Source organism: Ensifer adhaerens (genome assembly GCF_002940685.1).
Taxonomy (GTDB): Bacteria; Pseudomonadota; Alphaproteobacteria; order Rhizobiales; family Rhizobiaceae; genus Ensifer; species Ensifer adhaerens_E.
The window spans coordinates 260,076-279,240 of the sequence record NZ_PNFP01000002.1 but is presented as its reverse complement, the minus strand read 5'-3'; the positions used below and the strand labels follow the sequence as shown (position 1 = coordinate 279,240).

General features: G+C 64.2%; 20 protein-coding genes. 10 read left to right on the top strand and 10 right to left on the bottom strand.

What is annotated here, in order from left to right; all coding sequences use genetic code 11:
* The first annotated feature begins 317 nt into the window (after positions 1-317).
* A complete protein-coding gene (locus tag C1A35_RS04490) occupies positions 318-1,688 on the top strand; it encodes an MATE family efflux transporter (protein ID WP_104663145.1) in 1,371 nt (456 codons plus the stop codon).
* A gap of 45 nt (positions 1,689-1,733) precedes the next feature.
* On the opposite strand, the gene C1A35_RS04485 is transcribed toward C1A35_RS04490, so the two are convergent.
* Positions 1,734-2,102 carry a hypothetical protein gene (locus C1A35_RS04485; protein WP_104663144.1) on the bottom strand — a complete coding sequence of 123 codons (369 nt, stop codon included), beginning with the start codon at positions 2,100-2,102 and terminating at the stop codon, positions 1,734-1,736.
* Between the two features lie 395 nt (positions 2,103-2,497).
* Positions 2,498-3,109, bottom strand: coding sequence for a TetR/AcrR family transcriptional regulator (locus tag C1A35_RS37010; protein ID WP_104663143.1), 612 nt, complete (start codon positions 3,107-3,109; stop codon positions 2,498-2,500).
* A gap of 115 nt (positions 3,110-3,224) precedes the next feature.
* Here C1A35_RS37010 and C1A35_RS04475 point away from each other — a divergent pair, with 115 nt between their 5' ends.
* Both C1A35_RS04475 and C1A35_RS04470 read left to right on the top strand, forming a co-directional pair.
* On the top strand, positions 3,225-3,836 hold the full coding sequence (locus tag C1A35_RS04475) for a class I SAM-dependent methyltransferase (RefSeq protein ID WP_104663142.1): 612 nt from the start codon (positions 3,225-3,227) through the stop codon (positions 3,834-3,836).
* A 20-nt stretch (positions 3,837-3,856) separates the two neighbouring features.
* Positions 3,857-4,879, top strand: coding sequence for an NAD-dependent epimerase/dehydratase family protein (locus C1A35_RS04470; protein WP_104663141.1), 1,023 nt, complete (start codon positions 3,857-3,859; stop codon positions 4,877-4,879).
* A 32-nt stretch (positions 4,880-4,911) separates the two neighbouring features.
* Here the strand turns inward: C1A35_RS04470 and cax are convergent, their stop codons facing one another.
* Both cax and C1A35_RS04460 read right to left on the bottom strand, forming a co-directional pair.
* Positions 4,912-6,009 carry a calcium/proton exchanger gene (gene cax / locus C1A35_RS04465; protein ID WP_104663140.1) on the bottom strand — a complete coding sequence of 366 codons (1,098 nt, stop codon included), beginning with the start codon at positions 6,007-6,009 and terminating at the stop codon, positions 4,912-4,914.
* Between the two features lie 160 nt (positions 6,010-6,169).
* Positions 6,170-6,640, bottom strand: coding sequence for an Lrp/AsnC family transcriptional regulator (locus tag C1A35_RS04460; RefSeq protein WP_104663139.1), 471 nt, complete (start codon positions 6,638-6,640; stop codon positions 6,170-6,172).
* Between the two features lie 113 nt (positions 6,641-6,753).
* Between C1A35_RS04460 and C1A35_RS04455 the strand changes: the two genes are divergently transcribed.
* Together C1A35_RS04455 and C1A35_RS04450 are read left to right on the top strand one after the other, a co-directional pair.
* Positions 6,754-7,320 carry an RBBP9/YdeN family alpha/beta hydrolase gene (locus tag C1A35_RS04455; RefSeq protein ID WP_104663138.1) on the top strand — a complete coding sequence of 189 codons (567 nt, stop codon included), beginning with the start codon at positions 6,754-6,756 and terminating at the stop codon, positions 7,318-7,320.
* 117 nt (positions 7,321-7,437) lie between these two features.
* Complete coding sequence (locus C1A35_RS04450) at positions 7,438-9,468, top strand: ATP-binding protein (RefSeq protein WP_104663137.1); 2,031 nt, start codon at positions 7,438-7,440, stop codon at positions 9,466-9,468.
* Positions 9,469-9,866: 398 nt separating this feature from the next.
* On the opposite strand, the gene C1A35_RS04445 is transcribed toward C1A35_RS04450, so the two are convergent.
* Positions 9,867-10,247, bottom strand: a complete 381-nt coding sequence (locus C1A35_RS04445) for a pentapeptide repeat-containing protein (RefSeq protein WP_104663136.1) — start codon at positions 10,245-10,247, stop codon at positions 9,867-9,869.
* A gap of 247 nt (positions 10,248-10,494) precedes the next feature.
* The gene (locus C1A35_RS04440; protein WP_234822734.1) at positions 10,495-10,908 is read right to left on the bottom strand and encodes a winged helix-turn-helix transcriptional regulator; all 414 of its coding nucleotides are present in this window, start codon (positions 10,906-10,908) and stop codon (positions 10,495-10,497) included.
* A 158-nt stretch (positions 10,909-11,066) separates the two neighbouring features.
* Here C1A35_RS04440 and C1A35_RS04435 point away from each other — a divergent pair, with 158 nt between their 5' ends.
* Positions 11,067-11,459 (top strand): MAPEG family protein, encoded by a 393-nt coding sequence (locus C1A35_RS04435; RefSeq protein ID WP_104663135.1) that lies wholly within the window; start codon positions 11,067-11,069, stop codon positions 11,457-11,459.
* Positions 11,460-11,578: 119 nt separating this feature from the next.
* Positions 11,579-11,980, top strand: a complete 402-nt coding sequence (locus C1A35_RS04430) for a VOC family protein (protein WP_104663134.1) — start codon at positions 11,579-11,581, stop codon at positions 11,978-11,980.
* A 29-nt stretch (positions 11,981-12,009) separates the two neighbouring features.
* Here the strand turns inward: C1A35_RS04430 and C1A35_RS04425 are convergent, their stop codons facing one another.
* Both C1A35_RS04425 and miaA read right to left on the bottom strand, forming a co-directional pair.
* Positions 12,010-12,297 carry a hypothetical protein gene (locus tag C1A35_RS04425; protein WP_104663133.1) on the bottom strand — a complete coding sequence of 96 codons (288 nt, stop codon included), beginning with the start codon at positions 12,295-12,297 and terminating at the stop codon, positions 12,010-12,012.
* Positions 12,294-13,232: a tRNA (adenosine(37)-N6)-dimethylallyltransferase MiaA gene (miaA, locus tag C1A35_RS04420; protein ID WP_199772858.1), complete on the bottom strand. Its 939-nt coding sequence runs from the start codon at positions 13,230-13,232 to the stop codon at positions 12,294-12,296. The genes C1A35_RS04425 and miaA overlap by 4 nt, the downstream gene beginning before the upstream one ends.
* Between miaA and serB the strand changes: the two genes are divergently transcribed.
* The 3 genes from serB (at position 13,231) to C1A35_RS04405 (ending at position 15,899) form a co-directional block, all read left to right on the top strand.
* Entirely contained in the window at positions 13,231-14,118 is an 888-nt protein-coding gene (serB, locus tag C1A35_RS04415; protein WP_104663131.1) for a phosphoserine phosphatase SerB, read from the top strand. The two genes, miaA and serB, sit on opposite strands and share 2 nt — an antisense overlap.
* A complete protein-coding gene (locus C1A35_RS04410) occupies positions 14,115-14,681 on the top strand; it encodes a GNAT family N-acetyltransferase (protein WP_104663130.1) in 567 nt (188 codons plus the stop codon). Before serB ends, C1A35_RS04410 begins: the two co-directional genes overlap by 4 nt.
* A gap of 150 nt (positions 14,682-14,831) precedes the next feature.
* Positions 14,832-15,899 carry a flagellin N-terminal helical domain-containing protein gene (locus C1A35_RS04405; RefSeq protein WP_104663129.1) on the top strand — a complete coding sequence of 356 codons (1,068 nt, stop codon included), beginning with the start codon at positions 14,832-14,834 and terminating at the stop codon, positions 15,897-15,899.
* Positions 15,900-15,975: 76 nt separating this feature from the next.
* On the opposite strand, the gene C1A35_RS04400 is transcribed toward C1A35_RS04405, so the two are convergent.
* Entirely contained in the window at positions 15,976-16,878 is a 903-nt protein-coding gene (locus tag C1A35_RS04400) for a LysR substrate-binding domain-containing protein (protein WP_104663128.1), read from the bottom strand.
* 620 nt (positions 16,879-17,498) lie between these two features.
* A complete protein-coding gene (locus tag C1A35_RS04395) occupies positions 17,499-19,016 on the bottom strand; it encodes a DegQ family serine endoprotease (RefSeq protein ID WP_440271492.1) in 1,518 nt (505 codons plus the stop codon).
* Positions 19,017-19,165: the final 149 nt, after the last annotated feature.

Sequence of the window (19,165 nt, the reverse complement as noted above, 5' to 3'; positions counted from 1 at the left end):
TCAGAGCGGAACTTTGTTGCGCGCGATCGAAGCACTCGCCCCGGAAGCCACCGGGAAAGCCATGCGGTCCAAGGCCTGGCGGCAACGGCGCGGCGCCGCCCGCCTGCAACCTCCAAAGGCAATCAGAGCCCGGCTTGACGGCCGCGCGGCTTGGCGCTACGTCGGTCTCCGGGCTTCAGATCCCCGCCGCTCGCAGACATCAAGTCCCGGTGAAATCTGACATCTGACGATACCCTCTCGCCCCGAACGCATTTCGTGTGGCAGGCAATGCGAGCCCCTCCTCTTCTTGATCGAAATGCGAAGACCAGGAGCGTGAGATGTCTGAAGACACCTCCAGAAAGAGTGCATTCCTGACCGCGCCGCTTGGCGCGATCTTCTTGAAGACGGCGCTGCCGATCATCTTCGTCATGAGCATGAACGGGCTTTTGACCGTCGTCGATGCGATCATGCTCGGCATCTATGTCGGCACCGACGCCGTCGCCGCCGTGACCACGGTGTTCCCGATCTTCATCCTCACGGTGGCACTGGCGACGCTCGTCGTCGGCGGCATGGCGAGCGTGCTTGCCCGCCATCTCGGCGCCGGCCGCTTTGTCGAAGCCCGCGGCACCTTCGCCAGCGCCCACATGCTGGCGCTGACGATCGCCGCTGCGCTGATCGTTCTGTTCCTGGGGCTTGGCGACCGACTGGTGCTGATGCTCGCCAATGGTCCGGGTCCGCTGGCGGCCATGGCCGAGCGCTACATCGCGATCATCATCGTCTGCGCGCCCGTCCAGTTCCTGCTGGCGGTGCAATCGGATGCGCTTCGCTGCGAGGGGCGCGCCGGGCTGATGGCCGGCCTCAGCCTGCTGGTCTCGGTGGCGAACCTCGCCCTCAACTACGTGCTGATTGCGCTCCTGGACATGGGCGTTGCGGGCTCGGCGACCGGCACCGTGCTGGCGCAGGTCCTGGCGCTTGGCCTGATCGCCCTTTTCCGCCTGTTCGGACGCACGGAGCTTCGGCTTTCCGCCCTCTTCCGGCACAACCCGCTGAACGGATGGAGCCGCATGATCGCGCTGGGCAGCCCGCAAAGCCTCGGTTTCATCGGCATGGCGCTGGTTTCGGTGACTATCATGGCGGCGTTGCAGAGAACGGCTACCGAGAGCTACGACACCACGATCGCCGCCTACGGCATCATCACGCGCATCATGACCTTCGCGCTCCTGCCGCTCCTCGGCCTCAGCCAGGCGATGCAGGCGATCGTCGGCAACAATGTCGGCGCCGGCCTGAAGGATCGGGCGGCAAGGATGCTGCGGCTCGGTGTGCTCGTCGCGTTCCTCTATTGCCTCGTCATCGAAGTGCTGCTCGTCGGCTTTGCCCGGCCGATCGGCGCGGCCTTCGTCGATAGCGACGCGGTCATCGCCGCCATCGCGCGCATCATGCCGGTGATGGTGGCGATGTATGCCTTTTCCGGGCCACTGATCATGCTCGGCAGCTATTTCCAGACGATCGGCGATGCCGGCCGGGCCGCGATCCTGGGACTTGCCAAACCCTATCTCTTCACCATGCCGCTCGTCGTGTTCCTCGCGTCGAGCTTCGGTGAACGGGGCATCTGGTTCGCCACGCCCGCGGCCGAGGCGCTGCTGCTCGCCGTTGCGATGCTGGTGCTGTGGCAAGCATCGCGGCGGCGGGCTTTGGCGCAGGCTGGCTGATCACCCCGCGACGCGCCGGCTTTCCGGCGCGTCCCCACCCTATCGCTAGAACCTCGAGAACCCCGCAAGCGGCGGCATGATGAAGCCGCGTCCATCGGTGATGAACGGGGCAATGCCCTGAGCCACGGCCTCGCTCGGACTGCCGTAGACTTCGAGCCGCTCTACCGTGCAATGGGCGGAGACGTCGTTGATATGCGCATCCGAGATCTGCCAGTGGCGAAGCACGTCGTCGCAGTTGCGGTAAAGCTGGAAGCTTACCGCCCGCATCTCTTTCTCGTCGATAAAGGTCTGCACCATCAGTTGCGGCGCGTGCTCTTCGACGAAGGCGATGGCGCGCCCGACCGCCTCGCAAAATGCGTCGAGGTGGCCAGGAGTGATCCTCATCAGGTTCCGAAACAGCAGTTGCTCGGTCATGCGTCCTCCATGTCGCGTGTCGCTGGCTCCCCGGGCCGGATTCGAGAGGGGGAGATGGCGTTCAGGCGAACGCCATGGAGAGGCTTGTAAGAGTTCAAGCGCAGTTGAGGTCAAGTCGCAGAAACCAGAGAATTTTCAGGGATCTCCGCGCGCTCGTGCACGCGGCATTAACACTTGCCATGGCAAATTAGCATGGCTGCATGAGGCAGCTTTAAAACCAAAGGCAATGAGATGCTGGACCTCCCTCTGCTTACTCCCCTCCTCCTCAGTTTCGGCGCGATCTACCTGTTCTTCCGCTGGGTCGTGTTCGACATGAACGCCCCGAAATAGTCCGCCCTCAAGTCTGCCTCCGTGCAGACTCTGCGATCCGTCCCGGACCGCGCGGAGGCATCCCCCTATTCATTGACAAGCCGAGCGACGAGATCGCCGAGCAGGCGCTCGAGCTGCGCGTCGCGATCCCTGCCGAGTGCATCAAGCCCCACCACCTGGCGCATAATCTGCACGCCGGCCACGAGCGACATCAACAGCGCCGCCCGCTCGGCCGCATCCGGGCCTGAAAGCGCCTCGGTCACATTCTTCTGGTGATGGCTTTCCACCACCGCCCGCGCAATCTCGACCGCACGCTCGTTGGAAATCGAGCGCAGCATGATGAGGAAGCCGTCGAGTGCGGTTGCCTCCGGCTCCGTCACCTTCAGGAGCGCCTTGCTGATACGCGCCGCCCGGTCAGGCGCTGACAGCGTCTCCGGCGTGGCGATGATCGGCCGCTGGTTGGCGGTCGAAAGCACCTCGGCAAACAATCCCTCCTTCGACCCGAAATAGCGGTTGATCAGCATCGCCGTGACCCCCGCCCCTTCGGCGATCTCGCGCACCCCGGCACCCTCATAGCCCGAAGCGATGAAGGCAGACCGCGCGGAGGCCAGGATTGCAGCGCGCGTGGCGGTCGCGTCGCGGCGACGCGCGTCCTTTTCAGCAGGCCCCTTATCAGCGGGCCCCTTTTCACCAGGCATGGCCTCTCCTTAGTATACACCTGTAGACATAGACATGAATCGAAAGTATACGGATGCAGACATTCTGCCGCAACGCCCTCGGCAGGCAGTCTCGTTCCATCCGACGGAGCTCCCGGTGACCAGCATCTGCATCTATAGCGATAGCCTCAATTTCTTCCGTTCCTGGCTTTCAGATCCACTCCGCGTCGCCTCGGTCACGCCGTCCAGCCGCTCGCTTGCCCGGCTGATCACGCGGGAGGCTGCTGACGGCCGGGTGCTCGAACTTGGCCCCGGCACCGGCGTCTTCACCCGCGCACTGATCGAGCGCGGCGTGCGCGAGGAGGATCTGGTTCTCGTCGAATGCGGCACCGAATTCGCAGCCGTGCTGAAAGAGCGCTTTCCCGCCTCCACCATTCTTTCAATCGATGCGGCACGCCTTGCCGAAGGTCGGCCCGAAATTTCCGCGGGCATCGGCGCTGCTGTCAGCGGCCTGCCGCTCCTCTCCATGCCGCCCCGCAAGGTTATCGCAATCCTTGCGGGCATTTTCCTCCACATGCGGCCGGGCGGCCAGCTCTACCAGTTTACCTATGGGCCGCGCTGCCCGATCCCGCGGCCGCTGCTCGACCGGCTCGGGCTGCGCGCCAAGCGTGTGGGCGGCACCATCCGAAACTTCCCGCCGGCCTCCGTCTACCGGATCAGCCGGCGCCAACCTTCAAGCCTGGCGGGCATGTTCGGGCCTCGCGGCTGACATAACGAAAGAAGAAGAAGATGAAGGAAACGGTTCTCGTCACCGGCGGCACAGGCTTCGTCGCCCGCTGGTGCATCGCCTCCCTGCTCAAGCGCGGTTACTACGTCCGTGCGACCCTGCGCGACCTTGGAAAAACCGAGGCCGTCAGGCGCTCGATCGCTACCGTCAGCGATGCGACTGACCCGCTGTCCTTCGCCAGGGCCGATCTGACCGGAGATGACGGCTGGGCCGAGGCGATGGAAGGCTGCACCTATGTCCTGCACGTCGCCTCGCCGCTTGGCAGCGTGGCTGGTGGCGGCCGCGACGCCTATGTGGGGCCTGCGCGAGAAGGCACGCTGCGGGTGCTTGCCGCCGCCGTCGATGCCGGCGTCCGGCGCGTGGTGATGACCTCTGCCGCCGCCACGACCCGGCCGCCGCTCGCATCCGGCCTCATCAGCGACGAGACGCGCTGGGCCGATCCGGATGACCCGCAGTTCGACCATTACCGGGTTTCCAAGATCCTTGCCGAGCGCGCCGCCTGGAAATTCATGGAGGGCAAGGCGACGGAGTTTACCACCGTGCTTCCCGGCGCCGTCTTCGGGCCGGTGCTTTCGAGCGAGAACCTCGGCTCCGTGAAGATCATCGGCGACCTCGTCGCCGGCCGGCCGCGATTCCTGCCGCGCCTCGGCTTCTGGGTGGTCGACGTGCGCGATCTCACCGACCTGCACGTGACCGCGATGACCGCGCCTGAGGCCGCCGGCGAGCGCTTCATCGCCGCCGGTGATTTCCAGTGGATGGAGGACATCGCCGCAACGCTGCGAACGGGCCTCGGCACCGATGGCCGCAAGGTGCCGACACGTCGACTGCCGACGGCGCTGGTGCGTCTGCTTGCCCCGCTCAGCCCCGATTTGAAGCCGCTGGCGCCGCTTCTCGGTCGCAAGTTCGCGCTGACATCGGACAAGGCCCGGCGCATGCTCGGCTTTTCGCCGCGGCCGGTGAGCACGACGGTGCTCGATTGCGCCCATAGCCTCATCAAAACGGACCTGATCAAGACAGGCGCCTGATCCGGACCGCAGGGCGCTGACGAGAGCCTGCCTCAAGGCACCTGCGGCGGCAGCAGGAACAGCGTCATGGCGAAGATCACATAGACGGTCAGCGCCAGCACGCCCATGTACCAGGCGGAGCGCCCACCGTTCGAAAGCAGCGTTGCGGCCATGGTCGCGACCAGCATCATCACGATGGCGCCCGGCCAGAACTGCAGGTCCATCGGCTGCGGCCCGAGCACGTAACTCAAGAGCACCAGGAGCGGCGCGACGAAAAGCGCGATCTGCACGGCGCTGCCGAGCGCAATGCCGACGCTCAGGTCCAGCCGATCCTTGCGCGCCGCGGAGAAGGCCGTCGCCATCTCGGCCGCAGCACCGACGAGCGCGACGACGACGAAGCCGACGAAGGCAGGCGTCATGCCCAGCTCCTCGGCCGCCACCTGCACCGAGCCGACGAAGACTTCGCTGACGAGCGCCACCAGCACGGTCACCACCAGCAGCACGATGATGCCGACCGAAAGCGGCCAATGCGCCTCGTCGCCGCCATGCTCCGAGGCGGCCGAGACGAACAGTTCGCTATGAGTCTTCAGCGAAAACAGCATCCAGAGCCCGTAGACGATGATGAGGACAATGGAGAGGCCGGCGCTCAGTTGCTGGGTGAAGGCGGCCTGCGGCAGGCCGTCGGCAGCCTCGATCAGCGAAGGCACGAGCACGGCGATCGTCGCCATGAACAAAAGGCTCGCCAGAAAGCGCGCATTGACGCGGTTGAACTCCTGCAGGTGAAACTTCAACCCGCCCAGGAGAAACGAGCCACCCAGCATGAACAGCGTGTTGGTGACGATCGCACCGGCGAGCGAAGCCTTGACCAGCAGATATTGCCCGGCGGCAAGCGCCATCAACGCGATGACCAGTTCGGTCAGGTTGCCGAGCGTGGCATTCAAGAGCGCGCCGACCGTGTCGCCGGTGCGCGCAGCCACCGCTTCGGTCGCCTGGCTCAGGAGCGCGGCCAGCGGCACGATCGCCGCCACCGACAGCAGGAAGAGCAGTGTATGGGCATCCGGCCAAAGATGTTCGCCGGCGATCGCAATCGGCACGAAGATCAGCAGCCAGAGAATGGGCGTCCGGATGATAGTGGCAATCGCATTGCTCATGGCTTCCCCCGCCCCTTGAGCACTGGTGACCAGCAACACCTCTGAGAACCACGCGGGCAGCCGTGGCTGGTCGATGCGCAAATTATCCCGCGTGCAGAGCCGATGCGCATTGATTTTCGTCAAGTGATGACAGCGATGCTTTCAGCGCATCGGCCGAGCCTCAGACGCGCTGGATCAGCGCCCGCCCGATCGGCTTCGGCGGCTCGCCACTCAAGACCAGCGACGTCGTCACCGCGCCATAGCGGGCGATCGTGTCGACGATCGTCTCCAGTTCGCCCGGCGTCGGCACCAGCACCTTGAGGAGGAAACAATCCTCGCCCGTCAGCCGCAGCACTTCGATCACCTGCGGCATCTGCGAAAACTGCTTGAGGCAGGCGCGGATATGCTCGTGCGTCGTCTTCAGCCGGATCACCGCCATCATGCCAAGGCCGAGGCGTGCCGCATCGATGCGCGCGCCATAGCCCGAGATGACGCCGCGCTCCTCCAGCCGCTTGACCCGCTCCGAAGTTGCCGGCTGCGACAGGCCGATGCGGCGCCCGAGCTCCGAGACCGCGATGCGACCGTCCTCCTGCAGGATTTCGACGATGGCGATGTCGGTCGGGTCGAGGGGAAATTGATCGATACGGGCCATAGTCAGATCTCACCTTTAATCCATCGGCAAACGCGGGCTCTTTCCGATGATTTCCCATTCACGCCCGCGGTGGAAGCGGTCAATTTCGAGAAAATCTAAAATGAGAGGAAAACATGCGCGATATCATCATTCTGCCCGGCATCGGCAACTCCGGCGAGACCCATTGGCAGAGCCACTGGGAACGGGCGAACCCCGACCTGCGCCGCTTCCAGCCGAGCGATTGGGATAGACCGAACCTCGCAGACTGGATCGCCGCACTCGACAGCGCCGTTGCCTCGGCCGACGAACCGCCCCTTCTCGTCGCCCACAGCCTCGCCTGTTTGCTCGTCGCCCATTGGCAGAAGGCGTCCGTGCTGCCCGTCGCCGGCGCCTTCCTGGTTGCGGTTCCCGACCCCGCATGCCCGGCCTTTCCGGCCGAGGCTGCCGGGTTTGCCGCGGTTCCGGCGGAACGATTCCGTTTCCCTTCGCTTGTCGTTGCCAGCTCCAACGACCCCTTTGGCAGTGTCGGCTACGCTCAGATGCGGGCCGCGCAATGGGGAAGCGGCTTGGTCGAGGTCGGTGCCCTTGGTCACATCAACGGCAGGAGTGGATTGGGCGACTGGCCGGAAGGGCGCGTGCTGTTCCGGTCGTTTGTCGCGGGCGCCGCCCATGAAAGCGCAAGCCGCGCGGTCAACGGCTGACGATGACGTGCCGAGCGCCGGCTCAGTTGCCGCCGCTTTGCCGCGGCAACATCTCGAAACCACTTATTAAATCCCCTGGAGCTAAGATAAGGGGCCGTATTGCCGGGGTTTCCTGCGTTGCTGAACAATGAACTTCATTCCTCGATCCGTGCCGGAGAGCAGGATCGCCGTGACGGCCTGAAGCCTGGTAACCGCTTCCTCGGGCGCGTGGTTGCCTGCAACGGCGCGCGCGCCACCATTGCCGCCATAGCCGAGAGCGGCGAGACGTCGCTGACCGAGCTCTGGTCCGTCGGCCGCCTGATCTCCATTTCCGTCGGCCGGAACCGCGTGGTAGCGCTGGTCTATTCGATGCAGACCGCCTCCAGCGAATGGGGCGAAGAGGCCAACAACACCTTCCGCATCGAGGTCGAGCTGATGGGGGAGGTCCACAAGGGGCCCGACGGGCGCGAAGAGTTTTCCGCCGGCATCAGCCAGTACCCCTATCTCGGCGCCATCGCCCACCGTATCCGCGCCGCCGACCTTGCGCGCATCTACGATTCCGGCCGCAGCGACAGCTGCATCATCGGCAAGCTGACCCAGGACGAGAGCCTGGATGCGACCATTCACGTGCCTTCGATGCTCGCCAAGCATTTCGCCATCGTCGGCACGACGGGCGTCGGCAAGTCGACCGCCGTCACACTGCTGCTCAACCGGGCGATAGCGGCCGATCCCAAGCTGCGCGTGCTGATCCTCGACCCGCACAACGAGTTCGCCGCCGCCTTTCCCGACCTTGCCGTCGTCATCGACACCGACACGCTCGACCTGCCCTTCTGGTTCTTCCGTCTGGAAGAATTCGCCGAGGTGATCTTCCGCGGCCGCCCGGCCCCGCCGGATGAACTCGACATGCTGCGCGACCTCATTCCCGAGGCCAAGAAGGCCTTCCGCGGCGGCGGCGGCGAAGCCGGCATCGTGCGGCGTCAGACGGAAAAGAGCTCGATCACCGCCGACACGCCGGTGCCTTACCGCATCGCCGATCTCCTGGCGCTGATCGACGAACGCATCGGCCGTCTCGAGGGGCGCAACGACAAGCCGCATCTGCGCTCGCTCAAGGTCAGGATCGCCTCGGCGATCAACGACCCGCGCTATCATTTCATGTTCTCCTCGAACACGATCACCGACACCATCCAGGACACGATCGCCCGGGTGTTCCGCATCCCCGGCGACGGCCGGCCGATCGCCACCTTCCAGCTCGCAGGCATCCCCTCGGAAGTCGTCAACTCCGTCGCCTCCGTTCTTTGCCGCATGGCCTTTGAAATCGGGCTCTGGAGCAATGGCGGCATCCATATGCTCGTCGTCTGCGAGGAGGCGCATCGCTACGTGCCCGCCGACCCCTCGCTCGGCTTCCTGCCGACGCGCCAGGCGATCGCCCGCATCGCCAAGGAAGGCCGCAAGTACGGCGTCTCGCTCGGCATCGTCACCCAGCGCCCCGGCGAACTCGACCCGACGATCCTGTCGCAGTGCTCGACGGTCTTTGCCATGCGGCTTGCCAACGACCGCGACCAGGACATCATCCGCTCGGCCATTCCGAACTCGTCGACATCGACCACCAGCTTCATCTCCTCGATCGGCAACGGCGAAGCGATCGCCTTCGGCGAAGCCGTCTCCGTACCGATGCGCATGCGCTTTTCCCGCATCGCCGAGGAGCGGCTGCCGCGCGCCCACGGGATCACCGACCGCATCGACGAAGACCACCCGCCGACCGTCGACCTGCGCGCGATCGTCAGCCGCATGCGCGCCATCAACGGGCCGGACATCTCGAGCTTCCAGCAGAGCTACTTGGCGGCGCAGAGCGTCAGCGAGGCGCAGCGCTGGGAGACGGAACTCGGCGCAGCGGCAGAGGAGGAGCCGGAACAGGGCTTCAGCGAGCCGCAGCCTGAGATCGAGCCCTATCGGCCGGACATGCTTCCGCGCGCCGCTGCCCCCGTCAATCCGGAACTGGAACGCTTCAACCAGATCCGCCAGCAGCTCTTGAACGAGCCGCCGGCGACCGATCAGGCGCAACGCCGTCCGCCGCCGGCCGACCCGGCGTCCGGCGAACGGCCACGCCAAGGGTCGCTGCGCGAAAGCCTGTTGAAGCGGCCCCTCGGCAGCATCATCCGCAAGCCCTAGGCAGCGAAGGCGTGAAACGGCGGGCGCTCCATTTGCCCGATGACAACCAGAGATGTAAAAGCGTTTCGTCTAGACATGCGCTGCGGGCGGCAGTGCGTGAACAACTCTGGGAGCGCCGGTCTTCTGGACATCGCCCGTCGACGCCTCAACGGGCGCGCACAATTACGGGATTATGTAGCAAATGCCACCGGTGTCCGCTTCTGGCCCATTGCGGACATTGGGCGTCGCAAAAATTAGCCGCAAAACTGCGCGGTTTAGGCTGCTACCAACCGGGACGGATCAAGCAAGCCACTTTCCTTACCCGGCTTTGGGATCACACTGCGTGAGCTGATCATGTTTCAGATTGCTCCGAAATGTCACTTTCGAGCTTTGCCTATCGTCGACCTAGCAACTGACCCTCAGCTTTTCGCCTGATTATAGGCCTCGAATAGATCGGTAACGAGAACGCCATTGATCCGCGTTCCGGTCAAATCGGCATCTTTGATGTCCGAATCTGCCAATGTGACACCGCTTATGGTCAATCGCGATAGGTTTGCATTCGTGACGGCGGCTCCAGACAGATTGACGTTATCAAAGCGTGCCCCCGCAAGGTTCACATCGTCAAATTCCGCCTCGCATAAATTGGTGTCGATGAATTTCGCGTTCGTCAAAACAGCGTAAAATCGTGCGTCTGCGAGATTTACGCCATCGAAGTTAGCGCCTGACATATCGGCACGCTCGTAACGCGTTCCCTGCATTTGAGGGCCATCAAATGGGGCGTTTGCTTGCTGATCGGTCATTGTCGTTCCTCTCGTCGATTTGTAATCGCGATTGAGAGAGTACCTAACTTGTGGTGGTATCGCAAAAATCCTGATTAAAGCAAAACTTGTTTCCCTGACTTTCGCAAAGTCGCAGAATTTGCCGTTTCGGACACCCACAATTTGCGGACAATGACCGATGGGTGCGTCGGGCTCACAGTCGCCGACGCCGAAGCGCTTTCGGTTGGTTCTCGGCTGTGAAAGCGCATTAGGGGCCGGCAGGAGGAAATCATATCCCGAGGATTTGCTCGTGCGCCCCGGTTGCGCCCCAGCGCACGATCTCGGCAAGGATCGGCATCAGCGCCCGCCCCTTTTCGGTCAGGCTGTACTCCACCTTGCGCGGAACCACCGGATAGTCCCGGCGGCTGATCAGGCCGCGCTCCTCCAGTTCCCGCAGTTCTCGGCTGAGAATGCGCGGGGTGATCGGCTTTCCGAGCCCACCGCGAAGCAGCGAGCGTCCAATTTCGCCATAGCGGTGCGTGCCGCCTTCGAGCACGCAGAGGATGTGGAGCTTGTAGCGCCCCCCGACGATCTGGTTGAAGGCGATGGCAGGGCAGAGCCGGATATGGCGCATGTCGAGACCGGTCAGGCTGGAGACTTTGGGCCCGACGCCCCGGTCCGGTGCCACGGCTTGTTCCGTCATGCCGCTTACCCTCCATACTATCCTTTTTGTCCGTATTTACGATATCGTACCAGAGAGTTAGCGTGCTTTCAGCAATCAATGCGGGAGGAAAGCACGATGGCTGCAACGGCACTGGCACTCGGAAAGGCGCGGTTCGAGACGGTTTTCGGAGCGCGGCCATGAGTGTGGAGATGACCGTTCTTTCGCTCGGCTGCATCTTCGGCATCGTCCAGGTTTTCGTCGCAGCCCAACTCCAGACCCGCCAGAACGGGTTGGCCTGGTCGCTCTCCTCGCGCGAAGCGGCCGTACCGCCGCCGACACCCCTGGTCGGGCGGCTGAAACGCGCGCAGGCAAACTTCCTCGAGACATTTCCCTTCGCCGCCTCCGCGCTGCTTGCGGTCGAAATCACCGGCGCGGGCAACGCGACGACAGCGATCGGCGCGATCGTCTGGCTTTCGGCGCGGCTCGCCTTCTGGCTGGTCTATGCAATCGGCATCCCGGTGCTCCGCTCGATCCTGTTTGCGGTCAGCATCCTCGGCATCGCCTTGATGCTGTGGCCGCTTCTGGCCTGATTGCAGTGGACGGGAGCAACGCGGGAACAATCGGGCAAGCCGCCCGTTGTCGTGGCGACACCTTGGGGTAGGATCGCTCAAAAGGTCTGCCGAACGACCGACGAAGACGGGAGCGCGCCATGGTCACAAGCATCACCCCTTTTTTGATGTTCCAGGAGGGCGTCGCCGACGCCGCCATGGCCTTCTACATCTCGCTGTTTCCGAATGCCGAGGTGCTGGAGGTCGAGCGCTATGGCCCGGACGAACAGGGGCCCGAAGGCAGCGTCAAGGTGGCGCTTTTCCGGCTCGGCGCGCAAAGGGTCAAATGCATCGACAGCCCCGTCAGGCACGCCTTCGATTTCACGCCGTCCTTCTCCTTCTTCGTCGAATGCCAGAGCGAGGACGAGATCATCACGCTCTCAGGCATGCTCGCCGAAGGCGGCGCGGTACTGATGCCGCTCGACAACTACGGCTTCAGCCAGCGCTTCAGCTGGGTCAACGACCGCTTCGGCGTGTCCTGGCAGTTGAACCTGGCGGACTGATCGCAGCCCCGTCGAGCGAGACTGAAGCGTCAGCCCCTCAAATCGGCATAGTCCCACGATGCCGCAAGCCGGAGACGGGCCCCTTTGACGGCGTCGGCGTAGCCTGCCCGAAAAGGTGCTACCAGTTGCTTTTCCAGATCCGCAAGCAGCCCGTGCAGCACCGCGCATTCAGCGGTGCTTTCGAAGCACTCCGCAGCTGGCGTCGGAGCATCATTCTCCTCGCACCAACGGGAAAGAAGGTCGAAAAGTACGAGGGCTTCATCGGGAGAAAGGCGGATCTCCGCGCTGTCGGGTCGTGATTCCTGCTCGTTGTTCATGGTCGGGCGCCGGCTCCTCCCCTCGACAACACGGCCTCTCCGCTCTCGATGCGCTGCCAGCTTTCGTCGAGCTGGTTGCGAAACCAGGTCATCTGCCGCTTGGCATATTGTCGCGTCGCCGCGGCACCCAGCTCAATCACCTCGGCCTCGTCGAGCTCGCCCCTTAGAAGTGCGGCGATCTGGCTGACGCCGATCGCCTTCATCACGGGCATCTCCGGTGGAAGATCGAGCGCAAGCAGCGCCTTGACCTCGTCGATCGCGCCTCCGGCCAGCATCAGCCCGAAGCGGCGATTGATGCGGTCGTGCAGGAGCTTGCGCTCCGGCAGCACCACGTATTTTGCGGCCCGGTCCGGATCGACGATCATAGGCCCGGTCTGCTTCTGGAAGAAGCGGATCGGCTTGCCGGTCGCCTCCACCACCTCGAGCGCCCGCACGATGCGCTGGCCATCGCCGGGCTTCAGCGTCGCCGCCGTTTCCGGGTCCCTGGCCTCAAGGTCGCGATGCAGCGCCTCCGGCCCCTCCATTTTCAGCCGCTCGCGCAAGCGCTCACGGATCGCGGCCGGGATCTCCGGCATGTCCGAGAGACCACCCGTCAGCGCCCTGAAGTAAAGCCCGGTGCCTCCGACGAAGACCGGCAGGCGGCCTTCGCCCTTGAGCCGCGCGACCAGCGCCTGCGCCTCGCGCACCCAGGCCCCGGTGGAATAGGCTGATGTCGCCGGCACATGGCCGTAAAGACAGTGCTCGATGCCGCCCATCTCGGAGACGTCCGGCCGGGCCGTCAACAGTCGCAGCGTGTCATAGACCTGCATGCTGTCGGCATTGACGACCACGCCGCCGTGCCGCCGCGCCAGTTCGACGGCAAGCGCAGACTTGCCGCTGGCGGTCGGCCCGGTTATCAGGATCGCGTCGCTCTCGGTATCAAGGTTGTTGTCCATGGCTCTCGTTGCCACGCTTATCGCCAATCCGTCAAATCCTGTTCTGACGCCAGCACTCGCGGAAGCCGCGGCAGACGCCGTCAAGGCATCCGGCCTCTACTGGCTCGCCGATGGCGTCGCCTGCGACATCGCGCTTGTCGACGGCACCGACCCGGATGCCGCAGAAGCCCTGCTGCGCGGTGTGATCGGAAACGCCGCAATCGACGTCGCCGTGCAGGACGCCGAAAGCCGCCGCAAGAGGCTTTTGATCGCCGACATGGATTCGACCATGATCGGCCAGGAATGCATCGACGAACTGGCCGCCGAAGTCGGCCTCAAGGACAAGGTCGCCGCAATCACCGCCCGCGCCATGAACGGCGAGATTGCCTTCGAGCCGGCGCTGATCGAACGCGTGGCCCTTCTGAAGGGCCTGCCGCTTGGTGTCGTCGACGAGGTGATTTCCAAGCGCATCACGCTGACGCCGGGCGGCAAGCAGCTGATCGCGACGATGAAGAGCAAGGGGCATTACACCGCGCTCGTCTCCGGCGGTTTCACCGTCTTTACCGGCCCGATCGCCGAGATGCTCGGCTTCGACGAGAACCGCGCCAATACGCTGCTAGCGGAGGATGGCATCCTCTCGGGCGAAGTGGCCTCCCCCATTCTCGGCAAGCAGGCCAAGGTCGACGCCCTCATCGATATCGCCGGCCGCCTCGGTATCGCGACGGACGAGGCTCTTGCCGTCGGCGACGGCGCCAACGATCTCGGCATGATCCAGCTTGCCGGCACCGGCGTTGCGCTGCACGCAAAGCCCGTCGTCGCCGAGCAGGCGAAGGTCCGCATCGACCACGGCGACCTCACCGCCCTTCTCTATCTCCAGGGCTACCGCAAGACGGATTTCGTCGGATGATCATCTGCGAGACCGAGCGGCTGCGCATTCGCGCCTGGAAGGAAAGCGATCGCGATCTCTTCTTCGCGATCAACAGCGATCCCACGGTGATGGAATTCTTTCCCTTCCGCCGCAGCCGCGCGGAATCGGACGCGCTGTTCGACCGCGTCGGCAAGGGCATCGCCGAAACCGGCTTCGGCTTCTTCGCCGTGGCACTCAAGGGCGACGACCGGCCGATCGGCTTCTGTGGCCTGGCGCTCACGGATCTGGAACCGCACCTGCCCAAAGGAACGGTCGAAATCGGCTGGCGACTGGCCCCACCCTACTGGGGCAAGGGCTACATCACCGAAGCAGCCTCAGACCTGCTGCGCTACGGCTTTGAGGAAAAGGGGTTGAGGGAGGTCGTCTCCTTCGCCGTCGCGGCCAATACCCGCTCGACCGCGGTGATGCAGCGGCTCGGCATGCGCCGCGATCCGAGCCGCGATTTCGACCATCCGCGTGTGCCAACCGACCAGCCGGCGCTGGTGAGACACGTGCTTTATGCGATCAGCGCCGGGGAATGGGAAACGCACCGGCTCCCCTAGGTCGAAGCCCGGCGGCGCCCGCATCCCGTCGCCGCCTCCTTCTCGGCGCGAATGACAGAGATTAACCATAGTTTGTTAACCAGATTTATGGTTGAAATGCCCTGCTCCATTCGCCCATGAAGGGCACCTTCCCTGATTTAGAGTTTCATAATGTCCAGCATTCTTACGAACGCTGGGGCGATATCTGCGCTCCACACATTGCGGTCGATCAATTCCGACATGGTCAGAGTTCAGGATCAGTTCGCCACCGGTTTGCGCGTCAACAGGGCGTCCGACAACGCGGCCTATTGGTCGATCGCAACAACCATGCGATCGGACAACAAGGCGCTATCGGCCGTCGGCGACAGCATCGCAATCGGCCAGGCAATTCTCGACACCGCATACCAGGGCATGGACGGCGTGCGAACGCATCTAGAAGCGCTCAAGAACAATCTCATCACCGCGCGCGATCTGCCGCTCAGTACATCAAACGGCGCCCCCTTGAGCTTCAGCGACTTCCTGCGGGCTTTCGAAGGCAGCACGCTCGCCAAGATCGACGCGGAAATCGACCAGCACGCGGCCGCCACGTGGACCATTGCCAAGTCCTCGAGCTTCAACGGCGTCAACCTGCTCGTGAACTCTTACGACGATACAGAGACAAGCTACTCGCATCTCGATTTTGTCGTCGGATACGCGGACGGCGCCGTTCAGACCGCCCGTATCGATCGGGCCGACACGACACTCTATAACGCCAATCTGCAGAACTTTCCGGCCGGCGCCCTCGGGACGATGGGGTTACTCGACGCGGCGATTACCTATCCCGGCCACTATTACTCGCTGCCTCCGCTGAAGTACCATCTCTATCCCGGCATTGGACAAACAGAACCGCTCGGACCAAGCACATCTTTGCTCGCGACCATCGAGTTCAACGTCCAGAATGATCCCGCCCTTCGCGCATCACGTTACGACGAGGCCATATCGTCGCTTGACGGCACAATCGAACGGCTCGTCGATCGCATGGCAACGATCGGCGCATTCACGTCAAGCCTAAAAGCCTATGACGCGTTCAACCAGAAGCGTTCCGACGCCCTCGAAAAAGGTGTCGGGCAGTTGGTTGATGCCGACATGAACGAGACGTCGACCCGACTGAAGGCACTCCAGGCGCAGGAGCAACTGGGCATTCAGGCGCTGCAGATTGCCAACACGACGCCGCAGGCGATCTTGCAACTGTTCCGCTGACGGATCTGACGGTACCCGTGCTCATGCGCGGACCGTCGCAGTGGCAGTGGCAGTGCAACGGGCATGTGCCGCGTCGTCAACTGGCCCGCCCCGCCCCCGGGTAGCTCCGTTCGATCCAGCCAACAAAGGCCTTCGCCGCATCCGAGAGCGCCTCGAAACGCCGGGCGACGAGGAAGAAGGCGCCATAGGGTACCGAGACATCGAAGGGCTGGATCAGCCGGCCGGCGATAATGTCGTCGCGGGCGTGATCGCGGTCGATCAGGCCGACGCCGCTGCCGCGCAGCGTCGCCTGCAGCACCATCGAGCCGTCGGCGAAGATGGCGCCGCGCGCAAGCTTGACCGGCGGAGAGCCGGCGGCCGAAAACCACTGCTCCCAGAGCGCACGGTTGTCCTCGTGCAGCAAGGGATGCTGCAACAGGTCGTCAGGCCGATGAAGTGGCCGCCCGGCGGCGGCGAGCGGCGGCGCGATCACCGGAACCATTTCCACCTCGGCCAGGGGCCGCGTCTCCACCCGTGGCCAGGAGCGGGCGGTAAGGCTGTGGCGGATGGCGATATCGGCGTCTCCGCCGCGGAATTCGGCGAGCCGCGACTCCGCATCGATCACCAGATCGATCTCCGGATGCGCCTGCTGAAATTCCTGCAGATGCGGCACCAGCCAGCAGCCGGCAAAGGACGGTTCGGCGCTGACCTTCAGCGTCTGCGACTGGCGCCGCCCCGAGAGCGCATCCAGGCCTTCGCCGACCATGTCGAAGGCGGCAGTCAGCGTGCCGAGCAGCGCCTGGCCATCGTCCGTCAGCCGCACGCCGCGGTGGAGCCTTTCAAACAGTGGTCGGCCGATCAACTCCTCGAGTTCGCGCACCTGCCGGCTGATGGCCGCCTGCGAGACGAAAAGCTCCGATGCAGCCAGCGTGAAACTCTCCAGCCGCCCGGCCGCCTCGAAACTCCGCAACGCTGTCAGGGGCAGCCGGCCGCGCTTCATGCATAACCTCAAGTTATCCGAAAATGACTGTAAACTCGTTTGAGGGGTGCCGGCAAGTGGAGTGAAATGGCGGTCAGAAAGGAGGTGCAGCCATGCTTGCGATCATCGAAATCCTGTTCGAAGCGCTGCGGCTGGCGACCTTCCAGCCGGTGCGCAGGCCACACCCGCGCGTGGCAGCCTGCCCGAGCCATGAGATCTGATGCCAATTCCGGTGCGGGCGGTTCCCACATGTCTCCCAAGCTTTTCCCCTCACCCTGGCCCTCTCCCCGCCCGCGGGGAGAGGGAGCGCGAGACACGGCTTTCCATCGTCCTGAATTCCGTTCGGCGACGGAAAAATGGGGAGGCTGCGGCAGGATCGCGAGCGGCTGCGGCAATGTCCCTTCTGCCCGCCTGCGGGAGAAGGTCGCGGCAGCGGGATGAGCGGCGGCCGCGCGCACCCATCCCTTGGCAAGAGCGGCAGAAGCCGGCGCCTGAATCAAAACCTGAAGAAACGGATTCGGCTTCTGAGCCCCGCAGGCGATAGCCTTGAAAAGATTCAGGCAATCGCCTTCCGAGCAAGGCGGCGTCGCGACACCGATTTCACTGCCGCGACCGCAGGATCAGGAAAGGTGCAATGCGCCCTAATCCACCCTGACCGTCACGAAGCGCAGCTCGCCGGTCTTGTTGGCGAGCAACAGCTGCGCATTGTGCCGGCCGCTGGATTTCAGCTCCTCGACCCGGTCGGCCACGTCGTCGGGCGTACCCATCGCCTCCTGGCTGACCTCGACAATGACGTCGCCGGGTTCCACCCGCCGTTCGGCCGCCACAGAGTTCGGAGCGACCTCGGTGATGACAACGCCATCCACACCCTCGTCGATGCCGTATTTCTTGCGCGCCTCTTCGTTGAGCGTCGAAAGCTTCATGCCGAGCACGACGTCGGTCGCAGGAAGCGGTGCTGCCTCCGGCTTGTCCGCCTTCGGCTGGTCTTCGCCGGTTGCTGCCGGCGCGCTTGCAAGCTGGCCATCCTCGAGACGCCCGAGTGTCACCTTGACCGTCTGTTCCTTGCCGTCGCGGATCACCACCACGTCGACCGCCTTGCCCACGGGGCTTTCGGCAACCGCGCGCGGCAGGTCGCGCATCTCGCCGATGTCGCGGCCGTCAAACTTGACGATCACGTCGCCGGCCTTGATTTCCTCATGGGCGATCGGTCCGCCTTCGATGATGCCGGAAACGAGCGCACCCCGCGGCGCCTCCATCTTCAGGCTCTCGGCGATGTCGTCGGTCACCGGCTGGATGCGCACGCCGAGCCAGCCGCGCCGGGTCTCGCCGAAGTCCTTGAGCTGCAGCACCACATTGGCGGCAAGCTCCGTCGGCACCGAGAAACCGATGCCGATCGAGCCGCCCGTCGGCGAGATGATCGCCGTGTTGATGCCGATGACTTCGCCGGCCATGTTGAACAGCGGCCCGCCGGAGTTGCCGCGGTTGATCGCCGCGTCGGTCTGGATGAAGTTGTCATAGGGGCCGGCATTGATGTTGCGGCCACGCGCCGAGATGATGCCGACGGAGACCGAGCCACCAAGGCCGAACGGGTTGCCGATCGCCATCACCCAGTCGCCGATGCGCATCTTGCGGGAATCGCCGAAAGGCACGGCCTTCAGCGGCGCCTTCGGCTCGACCTTCAGCACCGCTAGATCGGTCTTGGTGTCCTTGCCGACGAGCTTGGCCTTCAGCTTGCTGCCATTGGCGAAGTTGATCTCGATGTCGTCGGCGCCCTCGATCACGTGGTTGTTGGTGACGATGAAGCCTGTCGGGTCGATGACGAAGCCGGAGCCGAGCGATTCGACCGTGCGCTGGCGGTTGCTCTGGTCGCGCTGGCCCTTGAAGAATTCGTCGAAATAGGGCTGGTAGGGCGATCCCTCCGGCACCTGCGGCGCCGGCGCGTCGTCGTCGTTCTTGACCTTCTGCGAGGTCGCGATGTTGACGACGGCGTCAAGCAGGCCTGCGGCAAGATCGGCAACGGAGGCCGGGCCATTGGTCGGCGGACGGATCGCCGTGTTCTGGGCAAGCGCCGTGCTGCTGAAAGCGAGCGTGCCTGCGAGCGCCAGAACGCCCAGGGTGGTGCCAAGCGAGTGAGCTCGGGATTTCGTTCGCGTGGACAATTCGCTTAAGCTCCTCTGGCTGTTCAGCGGGCAACCGCTTCTGGCCGCCACCTCTCCTGCCTATGGCCCACCTGCGCCATAGCACTTTGATTTCGCACACTTTCGCCTCGGTCGAAACCGTGGCGGCGCGTGGGCGGCGCGATCCTCGA

Coding starts and splice junctions, on each gene's coding strand:
- C1A35_RS04490 (WP_104663145.1), top strand. CDS start 318: ATGTCTGAAGACACCTCCAGAAAGAGTGCATTCCTGACCGCGCCGCTT.
- C1A35_RS04485 (WP_104663144.1), bottom strand. CDS start 2,102: ATGACCGAGCAACTGCTGTTTCGGAACCTGATGAGGATCACTCCTGGC.
- C1A35_RS37010 (WP_104663143.1), bottom strand. CDS start 3,109: ATGCCTGGTGAAAAGGGGCCCGCTGATAAGGGGCCTGCTGAAAAGGAC.
- C1A35_RS04470 (WP_104663141.1), top strand. CDS start 3,857: ATGAAGGAAACGGTTCTCGTCACCGGCGGCACAGGCTTCGTCGCCCGC.
- cax (WP_104663140.1), bottom strand. CDS start 6,009: ATGAGCAATGCGATTGCCACTATCATCCGGACGCCCATTCTCTGGCTG.
- C1A35_RS04460 (WP_104663139.1), bottom strand. CDS start 6,640: ATGGCCCGTATCGATCAATTTCCCCTCGACCCGACCGACATCGCCATC.
- C1A35_RS04455 (WP_104663138.1), top strand. CDS start 6,754: ATGCGCGATATCATCATTCTGCCCGGCATCGGCAACTCCGGCGAGACC.
- C1A35_RS04445 (WP_104663136.1), bottom strand. CDS start 10,247: ATGACCGATCAGCAAGCAAACGCCCCATTTGATGGCCCTCAAATGCAG.
- C1A35_RS04440 (WP_234822734.1), bottom strand. CDS start 10,908: ATGACGGAACAAGCCGTGGCACCGGACCGGGGCGTCGGGCCCAAAGTC.
- C1A35_RS04435 (WP_104663135.1), top strand. CDS start 11,067: ATGAGTGTGGAGATGACCGTTCTTTCGCTCGGCTGCATCTTCGGCATC.
- C1A35_RS04430 (WP_104663134.1), top strand. CDS start 11,579: ATGGTCACAAGCATCACCCCTTTTTTGATGTTCCAGGAGGGCGTCGCC.
- C1A35_RS04425 (WP_104663133.1), bottom strand. CDS start 12,297: ATGAACAACGAGCAGGAATCACGACCCGACAGCGCGGAGATCCGCCTT.
- serB (WP_104663131.1), top strand. CDS start 13,231: ATGGCTCTCGTTGCCACGCTTATCGCCAATCCGTCAAATCCTGTTCTG.
- miaA (WP_199772858.1), bottom strand. CDS start 13,232: ATGGACAACAACCTTGATACCGAGAGCGACGCGATCCTGATAACCGGG.
- C1A35_RS04410 (WP_104663130.1), top strand. CDS start 14,115: ATGATCATCTGCGAGACCGAGCGGCTGCGCATTCGCGCCTGGAAGGAA.
- C1A35_RS04405 (WP_104663129.1), top strand. CDS start 14,832: ATGTCCAGCATTCTTACGAACGCTGGGGCGATATCTGCGCTCCACACA.
- C1A35_RS04400 (WP_104663128.1), bottom strand. CDS start 16,878: ATGAAGCGCGGCCGGCTGCCCCTGACAGCGTTGCGGAGTTTCGAGGCG.